The organism is Dongia soli, assembly GCF_034044715.1.
GTDB classification, from domain to species: Bacteria; Pseudomonadota; Alphaproteobacteria; order Dongiales; family Dongiaceae; genus Dongia_B; species Dongia_B soli.
This window is the reverse complement of the sequence record NZ_JAXCLW010000010.1, coordinates 12,046-29,542: the sequence shown is the minus strand read 5'-3', so window position 1 is coordinate 29,542 and position 17,497 is coordinate 12,046. Positions and strand designations below refer to the sequence as shown.

The 17,497-nt window shown below is 56.2% G+C and carries 15 protein-coding genes and 1 pseudogene; 7 read left to right on the top strand and 9 right to left on the bottom strand.

The window, feature by feature from the left end:
* Positions 1-6 precede the first annotated feature (6 nt).
* Genes SMD27_RS21530 through SMD27_RS21520 form a run of 3 tightly spaced genes read right to left on the bottom strand, consistent with a single transcriptional unit; the run spans position 7 to position 3,339 of the window.
* Positions 7-1,665, bottom strand: a complete 1,659-nt coding sequence (locus SMD27_RS21530) for an McrB family protein (protein ID WP_320510509.1) — start codon at positions 1,663-1,665, stop codon at positions 7-9.
* Complete coding sequence (locus tag SMD27_RS21525; RefSeq protein WP_320510508.1) at positions 1,634-3,133, bottom strand: DNA cytosine methyltransferase; 1,500 nt, start codon at positions 3,131-3,133, stop codon at positions 1,634-1,636. Before SMD27_RS21525 ends, SMD27_RS21530 begins: the two co-directional genes overlap by 32 nt.
* Positions 3,130-3,339, bottom strand: coding sequence for a CopG family transcriptional regulator (locus SMD27_RS21520; RefSeq protein WP_320510507.1), 210 nt, complete (start codon positions 3,337-3,339; stop codon positions 3,130-3,132). Before SMD27_RS21520 ends, SMD27_RS21525 begins: the two co-directional genes overlap by 4 nt.
* 273 nt (positions 3,340-3,612) lie before the next feature.
* On the opposite strand from SMD27_RS21520, the gene SMD27_RS21515 reads away from it, so the two are divergent.
* The 6 genes from SMD27_RS21515 to SMD27_RS21490 all read left to right on the top strand — a co-directional run bounded on the left by SMD27_RS21515 (position 3,613) and on the right by SMD27_RS21490 (position 8,474).
* Complete coding sequence (locus tag SMD27_RS21515) at positions 3,613-3,843, top strand: hypothetical protein (protein ID WP_320510506.1); 231 nt, start codon at positions 3,613-3,615, stop codon at positions 3,841-3,843.
* On the top strand, positions 3,840-5,678 hold the full coding sequence (locus tag SMD27_RS21510) for a hypothetical protein (protein WP_320510505.1): 1,839 nt from the start codon (positions 3,840-3,842) through the stop codon (positions 5,676-5,678). Before SMD27_RS21515 ends, SMD27_RS21510 begins: the two co-directional genes overlap by 4 nt.
* Positions 5,675-6,442: a hypothetical protein gene (locus SMD27_RS21505; protein WP_320510504.1), complete on the top strand. Its 768-nt coding sequence runs from the start codon at positions 5,675-5,677 to the stop codon at positions 6,440-6,442. The genes SMD27_RS21510 and SMD27_RS21505 overlap by 4 nt, the downstream gene beginning before the upstream one ends.
* A complete protein-coding gene (locus SMD27_RS21500; RefSeq protein ID WP_320510503.1) occupies positions 6,435-7,244 on the top strand; it encodes a hypothetical protein in 810 nt (269 codons plus the stop codon). Before SMD27_RS21505 ends, SMD27_RS21500 begins: the two co-directional genes overlap by 8 nt.
* The gene (locus SMD27_RS21495; protein ID WP_320510502.1) at positions 7,232-8,011 is read left to right on the top strand and encodes a phospholipase D family protein; all 780 of its coding nucleotides are present in this window, start codon (positions 7,232-7,234) and stop codon (positions 8,009-8,011) included. Before SMD27_RS21500 ends, SMD27_RS21495 begins: the two co-directional genes overlap by 13 nt.
* Before the next feature lie 148 nt (positions 8,012-8,159).
* Positions 8,160-8,474, top strand: coding sequence for a hypothetical protein (locus SMD27_RS21490; RefSeq protein ID WP_320510501.1), 315 nt, complete (start codon positions 8,160-8,162; stop codon positions 8,472-8,474).
* A gap of 418 nt (positions 8,475-8,892) precedes the next feature.
* Here SMD27_RS21490 and SMD27_RS21485 read toward each other — a convergent pair.
* Positions 8,893-9,353: pseudogene (locus tag SMD27_RS21485) on the bottom strand (zincin-like metallopeptidase domain-containing protein).
* A gap of 102 nt (positions 9,354-9,455) precedes the next feature.
* Here SMD27_RS21485 and SMD27_RS21480 point away from each other — a divergent pair.
* Positions 9,456-9,932 carry a DeoR family transcriptional regulator gene (locus SMD27_RS21480; protein ID WP_320510500.1) on the top strand — a complete coding sequence of 159 codons (477 nt, stop codon included), beginning with the start codon at positions 9,456-9,458 and terminating at the stop codon, positions 9,930-9,932.
* Positions 9,933-9,992: 60 nt separating this feature from the next.
* On the opposite strand, the gene SMD27_RS21475 is transcribed toward SMD27_RS21480, so the two are convergent.
* The 5 genes from SMD27_RS21475 to SMD27_RS21455 form a co-directional block, all read right to left on the bottom strand.
* On the bottom strand, positions 9,993-10,859 hold the full coding sequence (locus SMD27_RS21475) for a phage exclusion protein Lit family protein (RefSeq protein WP_320510499.1): 867 nt from the start codon (positions 10,857-10,859) through the stop codon (positions 9,993-9,995).
* A gap of 97 nt (positions 10,860-10,956) precedes the next feature.
* Positions 10,957-12,720 (bottom strand): ATP-dependent helicase, encoded by a 1,764-nt coding sequence (locus SMD27_RS21470; protein WP_320510603.1) that lies wholly within the window; start codon positions 12,718-12,720, stop codon positions 10,957-10,959.
* Entirely contained in the window at positions 12,720-14,537 is a 1,818-nt protein-coding gene (locus tag SMD27_RS21465) for an ATP-dependent nuclease (RefSeq protein WP_320510498.1), read from the bottom strand. The genes SMD27_RS21470 and SMD27_RS21465 overlap by 1 nt, the downstream gene beginning before the upstream one ends.
* Before the next feature lie 609 nt (positions 14,538-15,146).
* Positions 15,147-16,004: a site-2 protease family protein gene (locus SMD27_RS21460; RefSeq protein ID WP_320510497.1), complete on the bottom strand. Its 858-nt coding sequence runs from the start codon at positions 16,002-16,004 to the stop codon at positions 15,147-15,149.
* 125 nt (positions 16,005-16,129) lie between these two features.
* Entirely contained in the window at positions 16,130-16,822 is a 693-nt protein-coding gene (locus tag SMD27_RS21455) for a hypothetical protein (RefSeq protein WP_320510496.1), read from the bottom strand.
* Between the last annotated feature and the right edge of the window lie 675 nt (positions 16,823-17,497).

Genomic DNA, 17,497 nt, shown 5'->3' with positions numbered 1-17,497 from the left:
CCGGAATCACCTGCCCGCCTGGAACGACCCGAATTCATCGAGGTCAGACAAGAGCCGGTTGAGGAATTCGGCGGACCGTGGAAGACCGCCCAACGCTTTGAGAAGTCCCGTCAGCAGGGGTCGTTGCCTTTCGCCGCCACGGAGTTTCAATAAGACCTTTTGCACCATGAGGTCATCAATGATTTGGGCAGCAGCCATTTTGAGGTGCGTCCGTGCAAAGGCATGGTAGCGCAGGACTTCTTCCGCAACCCGATAGCCAAAACCAAATCCATGCGCTGCCATCGTCGCATATGCCGTCAGAAGATATGGACTACAATCAGCACATGATGGTGCAAGGTCCGACTCCCGGCCTTTCAGTCCGCTGATAAAGCCTTCCAAATCGACATTCGACATATCAATTACGATGGCGCGATCTAGCACCTTGTCGCTGACCGAATTCGTCGTCTCATCGACGTTGATCGTTCCAGTAATATAGAGATTGGACGGTAGCGGGAGGGCTGCCGGAATGGCGATTCCGTTCGAGCCTTCCAGCGGAACACTGTTGGAATGAAGCTGCAGACTCGCCCCTGTTTCTATGCAGGAGAGAACGTCCGAAAAGTAATATTCGACGCGTGCCAGATTCATCTCGTCGAGAATTACGAAAACGGGTGAGTCCCGGTGCGCTGTCGCTAACAGAACAGCTTCAAGAAAAGGGGGTACAATGTAGCGATTGGAGAGCACATCGGGATAACCGGTGAGGCCCGTTGGGTCCGTCCATTCTGGGCGCACCGGGCAGATAAAAAGGAACGGGTCCGGCTTGTCGGCCGTGGTGATCCCGTGTACGGCTCGCGCATAATTCAATGCAAGCTGAGTCTTGCCGGTCCCTGAGAGGCCGGTGAGAATTACGAAATGCTTTTGCGCCAGAAAATTTAGCGCTGCGTGGTAACGCGCAACCTCGCCGGCCGGATAGTGGCCGCCTAGATCCGCAACCGCTTTCTCAATATCGCTTACCGCCATTGAATTCGGCGCGCGTTGCATTTCCGGACTGGCGGCCGATGCATCCTGCCAGACCCGTATTTCATGCACTCTGTCGCGCCCGATCAGACCACCGAGGTATCCGACGAATTCACGAGCCAGCAGGCTCTTCCGGGCCGAAACAGCGGGTGGCCAGATTGCAAAGAAGAATGAGTCGACCTTCGCCATACAATCGGAGTCAAGAGGCTCATTACCAGGGCTCAGCTTTAGCGAATTCAAAAACCCGTCATTCTGAAAGTACACAGTACCTTCGTCAGTGACATAGAATTTAACATTATTATTTATCCGCCCGCCCTTCTTCCCTGCGGCCAGATTTTCTTTAATCCGCTCTTCGCCTTCATGGAAAAGTTTGACCAGCCCACGATTTACCGCACCGACCTCAGTGTCCACCAATACGGCAAAATAGACCTCTTCTTCCGGGGGAAAGGTCAAAACACTGACGAGGGCAATCTGGCTGGCGCCACTGGTCGGATCGGCCGCCAACCTCGCCGAGTATGCTTCCATGTTGTTTGTGCACGCGAACAGACCGCCCTCGATGATGCGGGCGCTGTTAGAGAATCCGAAGCCCGAAGCAATGATTGCATCATCGCTGATTTCCGGACGAATAGTTATCGCAGCTTCAAACTGCTGCTGCCGCTCTGCCCCCGACATGCTGCTCCTGCTTTCTCGTGGCCTTCAGGGCCTCCATCATTTTTTCTGCGAGCGCCCTGGCCATCAGTGGTGGAACCGCGTTGCCGATCTGACGGAATGAGGGATTCATCGTTCCGCAAAAAGCAAATCCGTCTGGAAAAGACTGAAGACGGGCGGCTTCACGCACGGAGATTGTCCGCGCCTGCTCGCTGTCATAGTGGATATGACTGTAACTGTCTTTCCCGAGATGCGCCATCAGCGTGCGCGCCGGCTGATCGCGCCACATCTTGCGCCATTTGTTCGGGAACTTGCTGACATCATAGGGCGGCACGATCGCTTTCTGCAGCTTCTCGTATGCAGCCGAGCTCTCACGCAACGTCTCACCTTTCCGGCGGCGCTTCGCGACTTCTTCGGCCAGAAGATCGAGCGCATGCTGATAGGCCTGCGGATACTGGTCTCCCGGGTTGAGGCGGGCAAACAGCTGATAATCCCGCGGCAGGTACCGGATGACGTGATCACGCAACCCCTCCTCCGGCGCTTCAAATCCCGGCCAGGTGCGCATCAAGCGCGCATAATCCGATATTTTCCGGCGACGGTCGTATGGAATGATTTCATCCATCCGCCGGGCACCCCGCTTAAGGTTTCCGGCCTCCAGTTCAGCCTGGGCATAGATCGGCGGAAGATCACCGAGCGCCTGCTCAGCGGTGACTGCTGCCGGCAGCAGCGGCTTTGCTTCCGGCGGCTCGTGATAGTCATGAGCCTGCGAGAACAGGCCGTTCAGGACTTTGAGGGCAACTGCGCGCGTCCCCTCATAACCCGGCGGCAGGACAAGCCAGTGGCTGGGCTCGGGAAAAACAACTGCCTGCTCCAGTTCGCGACGGTAGGCGATCAGGAACATCCGCTCGCGCATCTGCGGCACACCGTAGAAAGCAGCATTGAGCAGCGTATAGCCGCAGACATAGCCCTTGTCTTCGAGGACCTCGCTGATCTCTTCAGCGATATTCTGACCCCCGTGATTAAGCACGTCGGGCACGTTTTCCATCAGCACGGCAACCGGCTGGAACGCCTCCACATAGCGGAGATATTCCTGATAGAGCCGCGCCCGGGGATCATGCTTGAAAGCCTGGGGATGAGCATCGATCTCGCGCAGTTTCGGCCGGCCCACACGGGCAAAGGCCTGACAGGGCGGGCCGCCCACAATCACGTCGATCGCCCGCTCCACGGGTCCGAGGTCAAGCTCTGCAACAAGATCCTCAGGATGCGTTTCGATAATGTCCCGGGCGACGCTGTGGCGCTTGTCGCCGCCATGGAAATTGAGGCCGTGCGAACGCGCTGCTTCCGGATCGAATTCAACGGCAGCACGCGCTTCAAAACCGGCAGCCTGGAACCCCAGCGACAGACCACCACAACCTGAAAAGAGATCCAATACCCGCGGCTTGCCACCGGCACGGATGCGCGCAATCTTTTCCTTTATCGCCGAGGTCTTCACTGGCGGCCTCCGCGCGTCACCTTCGGCAGCCGAAGCGGCAGCTCCTCCTGATCGCCGTGTTCTTCCAGAAATCGCAAAACAGCGGCGCGGATGACCCAGGCCGCGGAGATATGATTGGCATCGGCCAGCGCCTGGATGCGCGCATGCGCATCTTCGGGCAGAAGAACCGACGTCCGGACGGATTTCTTCGGAGCAACGGCTGACATGGTGTGATTCCCATATGTTGGCTGCATCCAGCTTATGCATTTCTGATGCAAAGTGCACCACTGATATTTCCTGGATATTGAGGGAATGAGCTGCCGGCACCTCCCCGGGCGCTTTACCAGAAATTCCGGCCGTCCAGCCTCGGCAACACTAATAAGGCGTGGGATTCGGGTACACTTCCGGAAGATTTCAAAAATATTTAAAAAATATGTTGTCAAAAAAACAAATGTGACAAATACATGCAGCATATGGTGTGAAAATCAGGAAAAGGCTTGATGCGGGACAAGCGGAAAAAATTTGTCGAACTGGCGGAGGCCCGGGTCAACAAGACAATTAAAGATATCCGGCTGATTGGGAATCTCTCCAATAAGGCGGCATACAGCTTTACGGAAGGCGATATCAGGAAGATCTTCCGTGTGCTGACAAAGGAGCTGGAAACTGCGAGGGCACGCTTCAGCGAAGGTGCCGGCAGCGGGGAGAATGAATTCAGACTGGGGGACGAATGACGAACGGGATGTCAGCGGTGCAGCCGCGCTGGAATTTTGAGGCGCTGCGTGATTCGGACGTCGAAACGGAACCGACCCAGCGGGATCAGTTCAACAACGACGACGTCGGCCTTGCCGATGCCCTGGTCCGGGAAGTCATCCAGAACTCATCGGATGCCGCCCGCGAGAACCAGCAGGTCAAAGTACGGTTCAGTTTCAGGACACTCGAGAACAAGGCGGCCGGGGAACTCCGGGAGCTGTTCGGCGGGCTGACGAAACACCTGCAGAGCTGCAATCTCGACTGCAGTCCTTTTGACCAGCAGGTCGCCCGTATCCTCGTCATCGAGGATTTTAATACGACAGGCCTGACCGGAAATTATGATGCATTCGATAAAGGCAATTTTACGAACTTCTGGCGGCGGCACGGCAGATCTGCCAAGGGCGGGCAGGCCGGCGGCCGGTGGGGCCTCGGCAAGCTGGTTTTCTCGTCCTCATCAAGGATCCGGACGTTCTTCGGCCTGACCCTGCGCGACGGTGACAACGGCCCTCTGGCGATGGCGCAGGCTGTGCTGTCCGTGCATGAGATAGACGGTGAGCGCTTTCCCGCCCATGGCTTCTGGTTCGCAAACAGTACCCCCAAAGGCCTCCAGCTGCCCGTCACCGATGCCGGTGTCATCGCCCGGCTCCGCACCCTCCTCGGCTTTGTCCGCGAAAATCAGACCGGGCTGTCGGTTGTCATTCCTTATGTTCATGACGGTATCAATGAAGCGGCAGTGATTGCGGGCGTCATTAACAACTACTATTTCCAGATTCTCGACGGGCGCCTTGTTGCCGAAGTCGGCGACACGGTCATCGACAAGAAGTCATTCCATCAGATTGCTGCGGGACTGCCCGCCGCAGGTGCCGGCATTCCGTTCGCTTTTGTTGAAGCGGTAAGTGAAAAGCTGAAAACCTCCCCCGATCTCACAGCAGCAAAGCCGGTGGGCAAGGACGGCCTGGAACAAAGCGTTTTCGACCCGGAAACCCTGAAGAGTCTGAAGTCGCGTTTCGCCGCAGGCGAGATGATTCATGCCCGGATACCGGTGCAGCTGAGCAATCGCGACGGAAGCAAGCCCTCGTCTTACTTCGATCTCTTCCTGAAAATGCTGCCGGAAAATGCGCAATCTTTTGCTCTCTTTGCCAGGGGGCCGATTACACTGGTCGGCGAACGCAGATATTTTCAGGGTTCACCTGCCTATGGCGCCCTCGTCGCCCGCGACCCGGCAGTTGCCGCATTCCTCGGTGACGCGGAAAACCCGGCGCACACAGCCTGGAACTCCCACGCAGAAAAGCTGGAAAAGAACTGGCGCAATCCTGCTCCGGTGCTGGCAGCTGTCCGGCACAGTCTGCGTCATTTCTACGATCTGATCGCCGAACGCATCGAAAGAGAAGATCCCGACGCGCTGATCGATTTCTTCTCACTCCCGGACAAGACGAAGCCGGCGCGGGTCAGCCGCAGGAAAACGCCGCCGGCGCGGCTCCAGCTGCCGCCGCGTCAGAAGGCGATTATCATCAAACCGCAGAAAGGCGGATTTGAGCTGACCGCCGGCCCCGGGGCGGCGGCCTGGACCTATCCGCGCAATATCCGGATCAGGGTCGCCTACGACATTATCGGCGCTGATCCCTTCAAGCGCCACAGCCCGTTCGATTTTGATTTCACGAAAGGCGACATCAGCCTTTCCCCGGCGGGCGCCACCGTTGCGGAAAAGGCGAAGAATGTTCTCGTTCTCGAGGCAGCAGACAGCAATTTCCGGCTCGAGGCAGCCGGGTTCGATGAGAACAGGGATATTGTCGTTGATGCGAGGGCACAGGCATGAGCGGCGTAAAGAGACGAATTAATTCGACCGGGCGCAAACGTATCGGTCACGACAGAATCAATATCAGGTTGGCGGAGACGGCGCCCGGCCAACCGCTCAAAGCAACAGCAGCTCTCCGGCTCGATGACCTTGGCTTTCCGCCGCATGCGGCGGTCGCCCTCGAAGCCTATTACCGGTCTTCCGGGATGCGGTTTCCCTGCGGCACAATTGGCAACCTGAATGTTCCTTCCGTCCTTGTCCTTGATGAAATCGATCACGACAGCTCCGTTCTTTTCAGGGTCAAGGTCATTGACAGGGAGAGCAGTCACGGCCGGCTTCTCGGCAGTGCCGAGCGCGTCAGCCCGCGGGAAGCAGGTGATCAGGAAGGACGGCGCGGCATTCTGCCGGTTATCGAGCGGGACCTCGGGCACGAGATCTGGAAAGTCGATTTCAGTGAAGACGGTCCGAAGCTCATGCTCAACAACCGTATTTCCGGTGTGAGCGCCCGCATCCTCGGAAACGCCTTCGGGCAGGCACTTGTTCTGCCAGCGGCGCTGCGGATTGTGCTGGAGCAGCTCGCACATGAATCCGAGGAAGACGACAGCTGGCAGGCACAATGGCTTGACCACATCCGCGAGAAATTCAACATCCCGGACAATCCGGCCGATCTGCCGGACGAGGCAGCGGCGGAGTGGATCGATGAGGTTATACGCGGCTTCTGCGGGGGTCACGACTTCATCGGCAGTATTAAAGCGATGAGTGAAAAGGAGGCGCGGGATGCCTGAGCCGTTTAAAAAACTCAATGACCTCGGCATCAACCGGTTCAGGGAATACCTGCTGGCCGGTGCTGCCGGGCCCGCACCTCTCGACCTGCTGTCAAATCCCGAAACGGCGGAGGCAGTGGCCGGCGTCCCTCCCGCAGAGCGGAGCAACTTCAGCGACCGTTATGAATTCGGCTGCTACCTCGTGGAGCTCTTCAGTCCTCTGCCGGCCGCGTCGATCGCCCATGACCAGGGATTATGGTCGGCAGCCGCCCTCAGATGGTTCGATGCGATCTGCCCGGCCGGAAGCTCAGGTACACGCGATCCCGATAAGGAATACCGCTATATCCTCAGCAAAGACTACCGGCATTATTACCGCCACGCGGTCAGAGCCCCGTGGCAGCTGGTCCGCGCGCAAAAAGAGCTCGCGAAACTCCTTCTCATCTCGCCCCGGGAAACGACACATCCCCTCAGCACACATGGCGAAATCCTTGAACAATTCAGCGGACGCCAGCAGCTTCTTGGCAGCGGGCCGGTGATTGCGGCCGCGAATAGGCTCTATTTCGATGAAACGACGGGACGACCGAAAAAGGGTGTGGCTGGCAGTGGAAAGGGCAGCGCCCGCAGGTTCGGACTGGTTCTAAGACAGTTTGAGCTCACCTTCGATCCTGAAGTGATGACGCCCGGCGAACTCATTGCACTGCTGCCATCTGAATTTAACCGCTGGAAAAAAAGCGCTTCGGCGTCAACGGTTGAACAAGAGTCCTGGCCTGGTCCGATAACGAGGGCTTATACAAAAGGGGAAACGACTGAATGCGCCTCATAATGGGCGGAATAAACGGGTACTATCTTCAGAACATTACCGGAAACTGCGCTTCTGAAACCAACGAAGTTCTTGCCGCCGTCGCCTACGCCAGCGACAGCCGGCTTTTGTTCGATTGGTGTTGGGAGAATCGCATCCCAATCAAATTCTACGGCCGATTGGACGATAGGGTAGCGGTAAGCGTTGCGATCTTAAGTGATTTCCTGAACAGGAGATCGTCGAACTATGTCTGCCGGCTGGTACAGCATCATCATGCCAAGGTCATCTGGTGGCGTGGCGCCGGCGTCTATATTGGATCTGCAAATCTGACGGATCGGGCCTGGTATAGTAACGTGGAAGCAGGATGCTTCTTTCCTGAGAACGAAATTACTGACGAAATGGCGGGCGACCTTCTGCAGTTGTTCGCGACACTTGACGCTTATTCAACACCACTGACTGAAGAGGCGGTTAAGGAAATGCGCAGCCGAGAGCTGGCATTGAATGCGACATCGCCCAGTTCGAAGAACTTCTGGGCAAGCCCGAGCTTTAAGACTTGGCCCGGCCTGATTCACACTGCACCGAAGACTGCTCAGGATCGCAAGCACAAGGCTTTTCTCGAAGAATGGCATTCAACACTGCAGGACCTCCGCAGTATCGCCGCAATCGTGAGCCTGGATGAAAACCGTCCCCACTGGGTAAACCCCCGGCCCCAGCAGGAGCTCAGGCTGACCAGTTCCTTCATGCACCTTACTACCAGCGCACGTTCGATGGTCGGAAGGCCAATTATGTAGCCTTTTATGAGGAAAATAAGGGCCGTCGCGACACCGCATTGGCGGAAGCGATCCAATGGTGGAGAGAGCTGCCGCACGCGCCGTCTCTTGAAGCGGAGATGTTGACAATACGGCTCCTGCGTTGCGGTCGGCATTAAAGGAGGAGAGTTTGGACCTGATCAATGACGAGCTGTTTGAAAAGATCTGCGCCGGTGTACATGCAGTGAGGGATTGTGCCCGCCGCGTTCCGAACCGGACAGTAGGGCTTCCAGACAACGGCACGCGTTACAACATTTCTGAAAAGCTCGCAGCACTTTCAAATCGAATCTGGAACGACAAATCGTCGAGTGGGGCGAGTGTAAGAGATTTGCTGAGATACGTCCTATATGGCGGCGCAAGCGAAGAATTGCCGCAGCGACTGTGGCTTGGCATAACCTCCCCTGGAAAATTGACGGGCTCGGCATCAGCGCTCTCGGTGAAATAGTTGGTTGGGCCCTGCCTGACCAGTTTCCCCCAAGGAACGGACGCACCTCAAAGGCCCTGAGATCACTCGGTTATGATGTCACCGTGCATGTCGAGTAAATAGCACGGGAGCAGTATGACGACAGCTGAGTCACCTCACTCGTGACACCGTCATGGGCGGTGTCAAAAAGCCTCAACCGCGGCAAAAGTCAAGGAAGGGCTAATTCCTGGTGAGTCCCGTTGAGCCTAGTATCAAGCACCTAACTTTAGTTGCGTGTCCAAATTCGCAGACGGCCGGTGAAACAAAGTAACGGCAAATACGATGCAGCTTAGTAGATTGATGGGCAGCAAGTTCAATTCGCGGGCCTGCAGCCAGTTTAATCTGCCTTTCACGGCTCGAGGCCTGCCGGATACCGCACAAATGTAGGCATATCGCCCGTTCATGCTGCCACCTGCATCAGCAACTGCTGGCGGCCCGCAAGGTAGTCGGCGACGCGCTGCGCATGAGCGGCGGCGTGACCGTCCCTCACCTCCGGCGCTAGGTCGATCGACGAACACATGAAGGCGGCGCCCAGCTCGGCAACAAGCTCTTCCATGGCGTAGCCTTCATCCCCCAAGCGCTTGCACCCGAAATCCCGGTCAAGGCGCTTGCCGTGGCGCGTCCAGTGCACGCTCTGATGAGCAGGGTCGCATAATAGGCCTCGGCATCGCGAAAAATCTCAAACAGCGGTATCTGCACAAAGTCGAGCGTGAGCATATAATAGGCCTGATATTCCCCATGGCGGATATCGGCGCCCAGAGCGGCAAAGAACGTTTCCGCCCTCTCAATGCGCTTTATACGATCAAGGCGCGGCTCCGGCTTTCGGAAAATGCTCCGGCAGTCCTTCGACCTGCTCCACATTGAAGACGGTGTAGCCCTTGAGGAACGGAATTTCCCGCTCGGTGTCTTCGCCCGTCTGCTCGTTGGTTTCGGTGCGGCCTGCCTCCGCCGAAGTGCCGCTCCGTGCAGGCAGGCGGATCCGGTCAACCGACGCCCATCGCGCTTACCTACACGATCCAGCACAAGCGAAGGGACTACTACCCGGCGCTTGAACTCAACAACAAGAACCAGGAAATCACGGACTGGCAACTCTATTTCGAGAACACGATCCTCGAAGCGCAGGACACGACGATGAAGCGCGTCGAGTTCTATCTCGCCAAGGCGAAGCTCTACGAAAAGATGAAGGGCCTGCTCAACGCGCACCAGGAAAAGGCGATCGCCCGCATGTTCCACGAAGGCCTCGACGGCTTCGAGGGCGGCATGAGCGCCGACGACCACATCACCATCACGAGCGCATCACGGACAACGGCCAGGAGGGACCTACAGGAGCTGGTCGCCAAGGGCGCACTTACCCGGACAGGGGCGCTGCGGCATACGTGTTATCATCTTGGTCTGGCACAGTGGCATTCAGCGCGAAATGTGCACGAGCAAAATGGCTGAGCTTAGATCTCTGTAACGTTTGGGGCAGCCATGCGCAGGTTACGTAGCCGCGTCAGTTGCTCATGGCACCTTGAAAATGTCTTCCAATCTCCCGCTAATCCATTGAAATGCATCTTTTGCGGTATCGTGCGGCGGAGCCGGTGTAAAGGGGTCCAGCAAGGCTTTCAGAACGTAAGCAGCATTCTCAAGCCCCACGCTTCGGTCGCCGGTCTGGAATAGGGTTGATGCTTCGCGGAAGCGCAGGATTGCGGGAGGATGGTCAGTGCCTACACCGACTGTTTGCTCGTGCACAAACAGCCAGGTCAGAGAAATTACGACCACAAGCACACGGAACTCGCGATAGAGTCCGTGTCCAGCATTATCCAGAATCCAGCGGGTGGCGAAATCGTCAGCGCGGTACTCCTGACGCACAAGCAGGCTTGCAGGAAGAAGCTTTTCACCGCCGTGAAAAACATGTGCTATTTCGTGAAGGAGAATCCAGCTTAGCGCGCCATAGAAGGCGTTGTTCACGCGGCCTTCTGGTGTATCCAAGTCCGAGGACGCTTGAGGCTGAGGAAGATCGTCTGGCCAGTCCTGATCCTGCCGAACGAGTGCTTTGCTGTAGGCAATGTGTGCCGGGATCTTTCGCAACGCATATTCCTGAGCGATATTGATTTCGGTTTGCCCGGAGCTTTTTGGCGCGCGTTGAAGCCGTGAAGCGACATCAGCGACATTGAAGGCCGCGTACGCGATGCACCACAGGCTCGCGAGTCCGGCGTAGGAGAGGTAAATAGCCTTGTCGGATGGCACGGCATAGAAATTTGCTGCCATCTCACTCGGAACGAGCTGCCATCTGCCCGAACCAAATATTTCAGCGGCGAGTTCGGTACCGCGTTCAGGTGCAATGTTGAATGGCACTCGTGCCGCAAAGCTGAAGAACGGCTTCATCACCTCTCTGGTCGATATTCGCATACCGCCCCTGCCCTATATTCACTTACCGTCAAAATCGGTCATCGCTAGATCGCACAAACGCTTCGTGATCACATCAGCACACGCCAACTCCAGAGCCCTTGCGGAGAAATCGCGTAGGCTCATTACGACGATGCGTGATATCTGTAATGTACATTAGGAACTGCTCGGCTCTCGTAATGCCTACATAAAACAAACGCTTTGCAGCTTCATAATCCTCTGCAGTTCGCGACATGTAATGCGGGATACGGCCTTCGTGCAGGTCGATCATTGCGACGGCCCGCCATTCACGGCCTTTGGAAGTATGTAGATTGACCAGCTTGAGCGCCGCTTTTGGATTGGCGTAGACGCCCAGCTCTTCGGTCGTGAGATTCGCGAGATCGACATTGTTATTGCGCATGTCGCTCTTCATCTCCTCCACCGACATCCTAAATATGTCGCGTTCCGACGGGGCGAGATACTCTTCAGTGATCAGAAGATCAGCAAACTCCGCACTAGTGGCTTCCAGCCAGGCAATGGCACCCGTATGCTTAGCGTGCAGTTTCCGCGCGACCTCCAGCAGCCGAAAAACTATGACGCGCCCGCGATAAGAGAAGAGATCGAAAGAGGCACGGCCCGTAATATCGAGCAAGGTGTTGAACAGAGTGCGCTCTATGCCGGCAATAGCGTCGGGACGCGGCTCCATAAGATAACCGCAAATCTGCTCAGCTAGAGGCGCGAACTGGCGATTTCGCCGGTAAGGTCGGGCGCCGGGGCCTACAATGCTAACACCATACTCTCGCAGGCGCCGTCCAAGTGGGAAGAGAGACAACCAAGTGGGGGCCAATATTGCGGCCTCGCCTACCGGGATGCCGAGACCATCAAGAGCCGGGAGAAAGTGGTCCGTGATGACCTGAAACGGCGAAGATCCATGCCGCCAGACTGGCTGCTGAGCGACATCCTTGTACTGGCCGAGCGCCACCATCGCCGGCGTCCGGGCATAAAGAAGGTTAGCATGCGCCAGAATTGACGTACTTGACCGAAAATTTCCCGACAACTGCTTGTCTGTTCGCGCGGAGATGCGCGTCGCGAACTCGTCAGCTAGGTCCGGCCTCGCGCCTGCGAAGCCAAAGATGGACTGATAAGGATCGCCGACCAAAAGAAACCGTGTCCGCTTCGCTGCAGCGATCAACGTTAGAATCTCTACCTGCAGGTCCGTCGTATCCTGGAACTCGTCCACCAGAATCCACGCAAACTTCGCCGTGATCGAATTCAGGATTTCCGGCCGCTTCTGAAGCAGAATGAGTGAGTAATAGATGATGTTCGCAAAATCGATGAAGCCATCCTCCCGGATGCGCTTCCAGTAGTCCTTTGCGACATCCGGTGTAATCGCGCCATGTTCGATTCCGACCGGCTCACCGCTAAGTCCAACCCGAAGCTGGGTGAATTCCTCAAATTCTCGGAACGTCAGATTGTAGCGCCCATGCTGCGCCCAGACCGCAGTTACATGCTTTTCAAACTCTTCACTCTCTGGAGTAAGGACCTTGAAGCCTTTCTCGTACCCTTTGATGAGATGGCAGAACGGTCGGAAAATATGATTAAGGCAAAAGGAGTGGATAGTGCAGATATCGAAAAGCGTGTCGTCTCCGGGCTGAATGTGATGCCGTAAGCGCGATTCAATCTCCTGCACTGCCGCATTCGTGTAGGTGATACACGCAATGGCGCGCGGCGTTCCTCGTATCTCATCGACCACACGGGCAAGCTTTGAGATGATGACACGCGTCTTGCCACTGCCGGGACACGCGGTCAGCATGAGGTCCTCATCGCATCGTACAGCGTCCTTTTGCTCGTCGGTTAGCATCATGCTTCAGCCAGCCATTCTGCCGCATCCGTAATGTACTTCGGAAGTTCAGTCGCATCGCTGACGTGACGCGCTGCAAGCTGCGCGAACCTGGCCTTGCCAAATCTTTTGGCTGTATTCAGTACTAGCTCACGCATCTCCGTAAGAGTTGCCTTGCGATCATCGTCGTCGGTGTCTTCATCTTCAAGAATTGCGAGGCCCTGCCTCAGGCGCTTTGCGACTCTTGGCGCGCCGATGTCATCGGCCGCACTAGCGAACATTTCGAGGGTACCTTCTGCCGTCACTGCGCGTTCAAACGTCGTTTCGCAGGCAAAAACCTTTACATGATCACCCTCTAGATCCTTTAGATCGGGTATCTCCGGGAGATCGTCTTCGCCTTCCACGTCCTCATTGGCATCACTGGGCTTGAGGTCGCCATCGCAAACAATGGCGCAACGCTTCGGAAGCGCTTTGTCAGAGAAGAGCTTCGCGTAGACATCGAAGTGCACCCCGTAGATGGGGATTACCGATATGCCTTCCCGCTCCAGATCAATGTCGGAGACCTCCTTGAGTAGCGCAGGGATGAGAAACAGCTCCGCAGGTCCTTCTACAAGCATTACCCTTCGTGCGAAAAGCAAATTGGACTTCGTTGCATCAAGGTAGCGCTCCAGATCGTCAATCTCTCCGTCTTCCAGCTCCGCCCCTTCAGCCGGAACACTGGAGGCAACTCCGGCTTCTCCAACTTGCGTTAGCACAACGTAGGACTTAAGGGGGGCGTTGGCAGTAATATGCGTGCTGTGCGTAGTGAGGATGCTTTGGAACGGAAGACCACAGAGCGCCTTGTACAGGGTGAGCTGCAGCTGAGGATGCAAGTGCGCCTCTGGCTCCTCGAAGAGGATGATCTGGCCTGCTGATTTCTGCTGAGCCAAGCGTTTGAAGAAATACTCGATTAGGATGGACACATACAGAATGTTGTTAAGGCCCAGTCCATTGGAGGACGGCTCAAATTTCGTCATCGCCAAGTTTGTAAGCAGAATGCGTAACGCACGGACGATTGCCTGAAAGGATGGCTCGGCCAATCCGAGCTCGACGTCCATGGCGAATGCCGGTCCCGTGACGGTCTTGAAGGACTCATCAATGGCTTCGGCGATTTCCTTAATCGTTGGCGCTTTGGCTATCGCTTCGTTGGCCTTTTGAAGGATTTCGACGAGTTTATCCTGCTCAACGGTATCAATTTCCATGGCTGCTATCAGCCGTGCGAGCGGGGAGCTCCTGTGCTGGCGCAGATCGCTTTCTACGTCGCGAAGAGCCTGCAGGTATACGACTTGAAAGGACTGAAGATCGCTGAAGCGGATCGATGAACCGACATCCTCATCCCATTCGATTTCAGCCGGATCATGTGCCGGATCGCCACCCCCGGTGATTTCCCACTGATAGTCATCCCGCGTCAAAGCTCCCGGCTCAATCTCTTCGCTTTCAAGGTCCTCCCGGACACCCAGCTTGGGTCGATAACGATAGATCAACCTTGCCACGCCTGGCTTGTGTTGCCATGCACCGACCAGCGCCTCCTCATTAACCTTCCCAGCAAAATCGCTGATCTCCAGGGCGATCAGAACCTGATTAGGATGTGCAATATCAACAGCCGAATGAATGTCGTTCGGTGCCAGTGAGCGAAAGGCGGACGAAAGCTCCGCGTCTATACATAGCCGGATAGCGTGCAGAAAATTCGACTTGCCGGTGTTGTTCTCTCCAATCACGCATGTGGTGCCACGACAAATGGACAAGTCTAGCTGATCGAAGGAACGAAAGTTTCTTATGACAATTCTGCTGATGTACACGTTCTCTCCCCCGGACTAGCACACGGTTCATCACGACCGGTGCCAGCATTTAAATTCATTCAGGGTGAGACTAGCGAAGAGATGCACGGTTGGGTAGTGGTATATTTCGCCTTACACAATCTACCTCCTGAACGAGACCGACCCTGAATAAATTTGTCGGAAGAACAATCAGTCTAGACCCAGCGTAAGAAGAAGATGAGATTTCGACGCCTCTTAAATGGGTGGCCCCGCAAAGCCGTCCGCATGGCCCGCTGCCACACATGCGCATAAATGTTGTTGGCCACGACCGTCTTATCTTCCGCTGTGAATGGCGGCGTGGGCAGCACGGAATCTGGTGATCCCGCAATGGCCATAGGGGACATCGTCGGCGTCCTGGAGACACCGCGACCGTCCGTGTTTCCGTTGCCCGTCTATCTTGGCAAGCTCAACGAACGCGAGCGCCTCGCCTTCGAGCACGGCATCGATCGGGCATATCGGCGATCCGCCTCGGGTGATCGCCGGCGCGGGATCCGGCAAAACCAATACCCTAGCATCGCGCCGGCGGTCCGGAGGCTACCGGGTCCTGCCCGATTGACGCCACTCGCGATAAAGTGGTAGGCGCCATAAGCATCAATGTGGATCTGGTAGTACCACGAATAGAAAAATGCCACCTATCACAGCATGTGAAAAAAAAGCTGCGACCAAGATCGCGCACTTCGCCTTTGCCGACTTCGCCGCTGAGCGCGCCTTGATCCATTTATCATCCGTCAATTGCGGTTCGCCAAGGAGTTGTCTCAGGTTCCTCCATATGTGCCAGCCGTCATTGAGGCTGATCGGCACCAAGTTGGAGAGCAATTGAACAAAGGTCCAGTACGCCGCCAGCCACGGCATGGACCTCCAGCTCATCTTGTTCCAAGCGACGGCCAGCCTGTAGGTTATCTGGATGACACTCTCGTGCTCCAACTTGATGGGAAGGCACAATACCTCTTCGAGCAAATAGGCGGCTAAGAGCTGAAGCGAGCTTCCGATGTTAGAAACATAAGCTTTCAGCTGGCCGCCACTGTCGGACCGGGCGGCATCCGATTTCGCAGCGATGAGAGCCCACGTGAGCAATCCCGCCCCAATCAACGCGTTGACTAGAATTCCTCCGCTTGCCACCATCAATTGTTGGTAGGACCGCTTACAATGAACAGCAAGCCCGCGTTTATCCGGATGTATCGAGCTGCAAGCTCGCATCTCGCCGAAAACATCGACGCGACCACCAAACGGCGGAAAACCGATGTAAATGGGGATCCCACAAAGGCGAAGCCACTCTTTTCTCCTGCACATGCAGCGACCAATTATGATACGCCGGACTCGAATTTTGAGCACGACAGCCAAAATCCAATGCCCGACCTCGTGAATTGACAAGAGAACTAAGACTACAGAGGCAATCGCAAGTCCGATCCTTGGTCGTTCACTGCGCTGGCTCCAATCGAAGCGCATCATGCGGCATTTGCAATGTTCCAACGATTTGTTGCAGAGACGGGCACTGGCGAGTTGCGGTCAATACTTCTCAGATCAACCTGGGCAAAGCGATTGGCCCCGCTTAGGCCCTCGGTTTCGCGTTCCAGTCAGGATGACTGACCAATACCCCAAAGGAGCTCGTCGACAATTCTCAAATGATTTTTGTGCAATGGCACCGGTATCTGCTTCGCATTTTCGATCACATAGGCGTCAAGGTCGCCCTTGAGGTTTCTTGCAATCCGCGTTGTCAGGCGTAGGAAGTTCGAATATTCCACCATGGTAGCTTCAACTGCCTCATCTCCACCCAGGCAATTCTTATCTCTGTTGACGACGGGCGCTTTTTTTATGAGCTTCTCGCTTGCGAATGCATGCAAAGCGCCTTCGACCAAGCTGTCGTAAATTGATACTCGATCGGAGGCGATCAACCACGCCGCCTTAGTTGCCAGGACGAAATAGTTGCTTCGCCCCGCCTTACGGCACGACTCATATACGCTGAGGACCAATTCCTCCGGCGCGAAAGAGCCGCGCTCCATCTCAGCTCGCCAAGATCGATAGTTCTTTAGAAAATTCTTCACGATCCGGGTGCCATCAACGGCTGGCATATTCTTTGTCGTTTTGTAAAACGTCAACCATGAGTACAGCACATGGCCCGACAAGGTGCCTTCGCGGACGGCGTTGAGAACGATTTCATCGCCGGCGAAAAGAGGAGTCCCTCGATGGCTGTTCTTGAGATAGCCGGCAAGGGTCTCCCCAGCGAAATCGTTGCGAATCTGCCTTCTTAGGTATTCTTCAAGCCTCATCTCGCTGCCCCTTTTCATTCCGTCAGCATGACTGTGGCTTCAAATGGTGCTTTCGCCTCAAGCGATCGCATGGTGTCCAGCGCAACGGGTACCTCAGGCAGTCCAGACGAGCCCCACTAAGCCGGGCTTATGCGCCCACAGCTTAACGATTGGTCAATCGCAGGCGATTGCGGAATAGGGAAAACGCCACGCAGAGAACCGTGGTTGCCTCGTCGCTCGGCCAGCATCCGCGCGTTCCTAGAGCGCGCCTCCCCGCCGAGCAGTTTCCGAGCGTGTAAGAAGCGAGCACGCTCGTGACCGGGCCGCGCAAGGCGCGCGAGCAGTTCACGAAGGCCCAAGGGCAGCCAGAGCAACGAAGCGACACAGGCAAAGCGATGCCCGCGCGAGCACGCCGGCACCCGCCTCGCAGCCGCGCCGGACTATCACCTGAAGGAAGCGGAAGCTACCACGCTGATCGAAAGACAGATTGCAACGATCGCGCAAAGCTACCAAGCGGCTTGCAATGAAGCGGAACTGAACTCTGTCGACCGGAAGCTGTCCGCCGGCCGCCGGTTTCAAAATGGCTACTACCTTGAGGGGCTGGATGGTCACGAGGCCATGCGGGACGCTTTCCGGGCCGCACAGAAGAAGCTGATCGCTGGTGGAGTTGTCTGGCAGTCCCCTTGGATTTTCTTA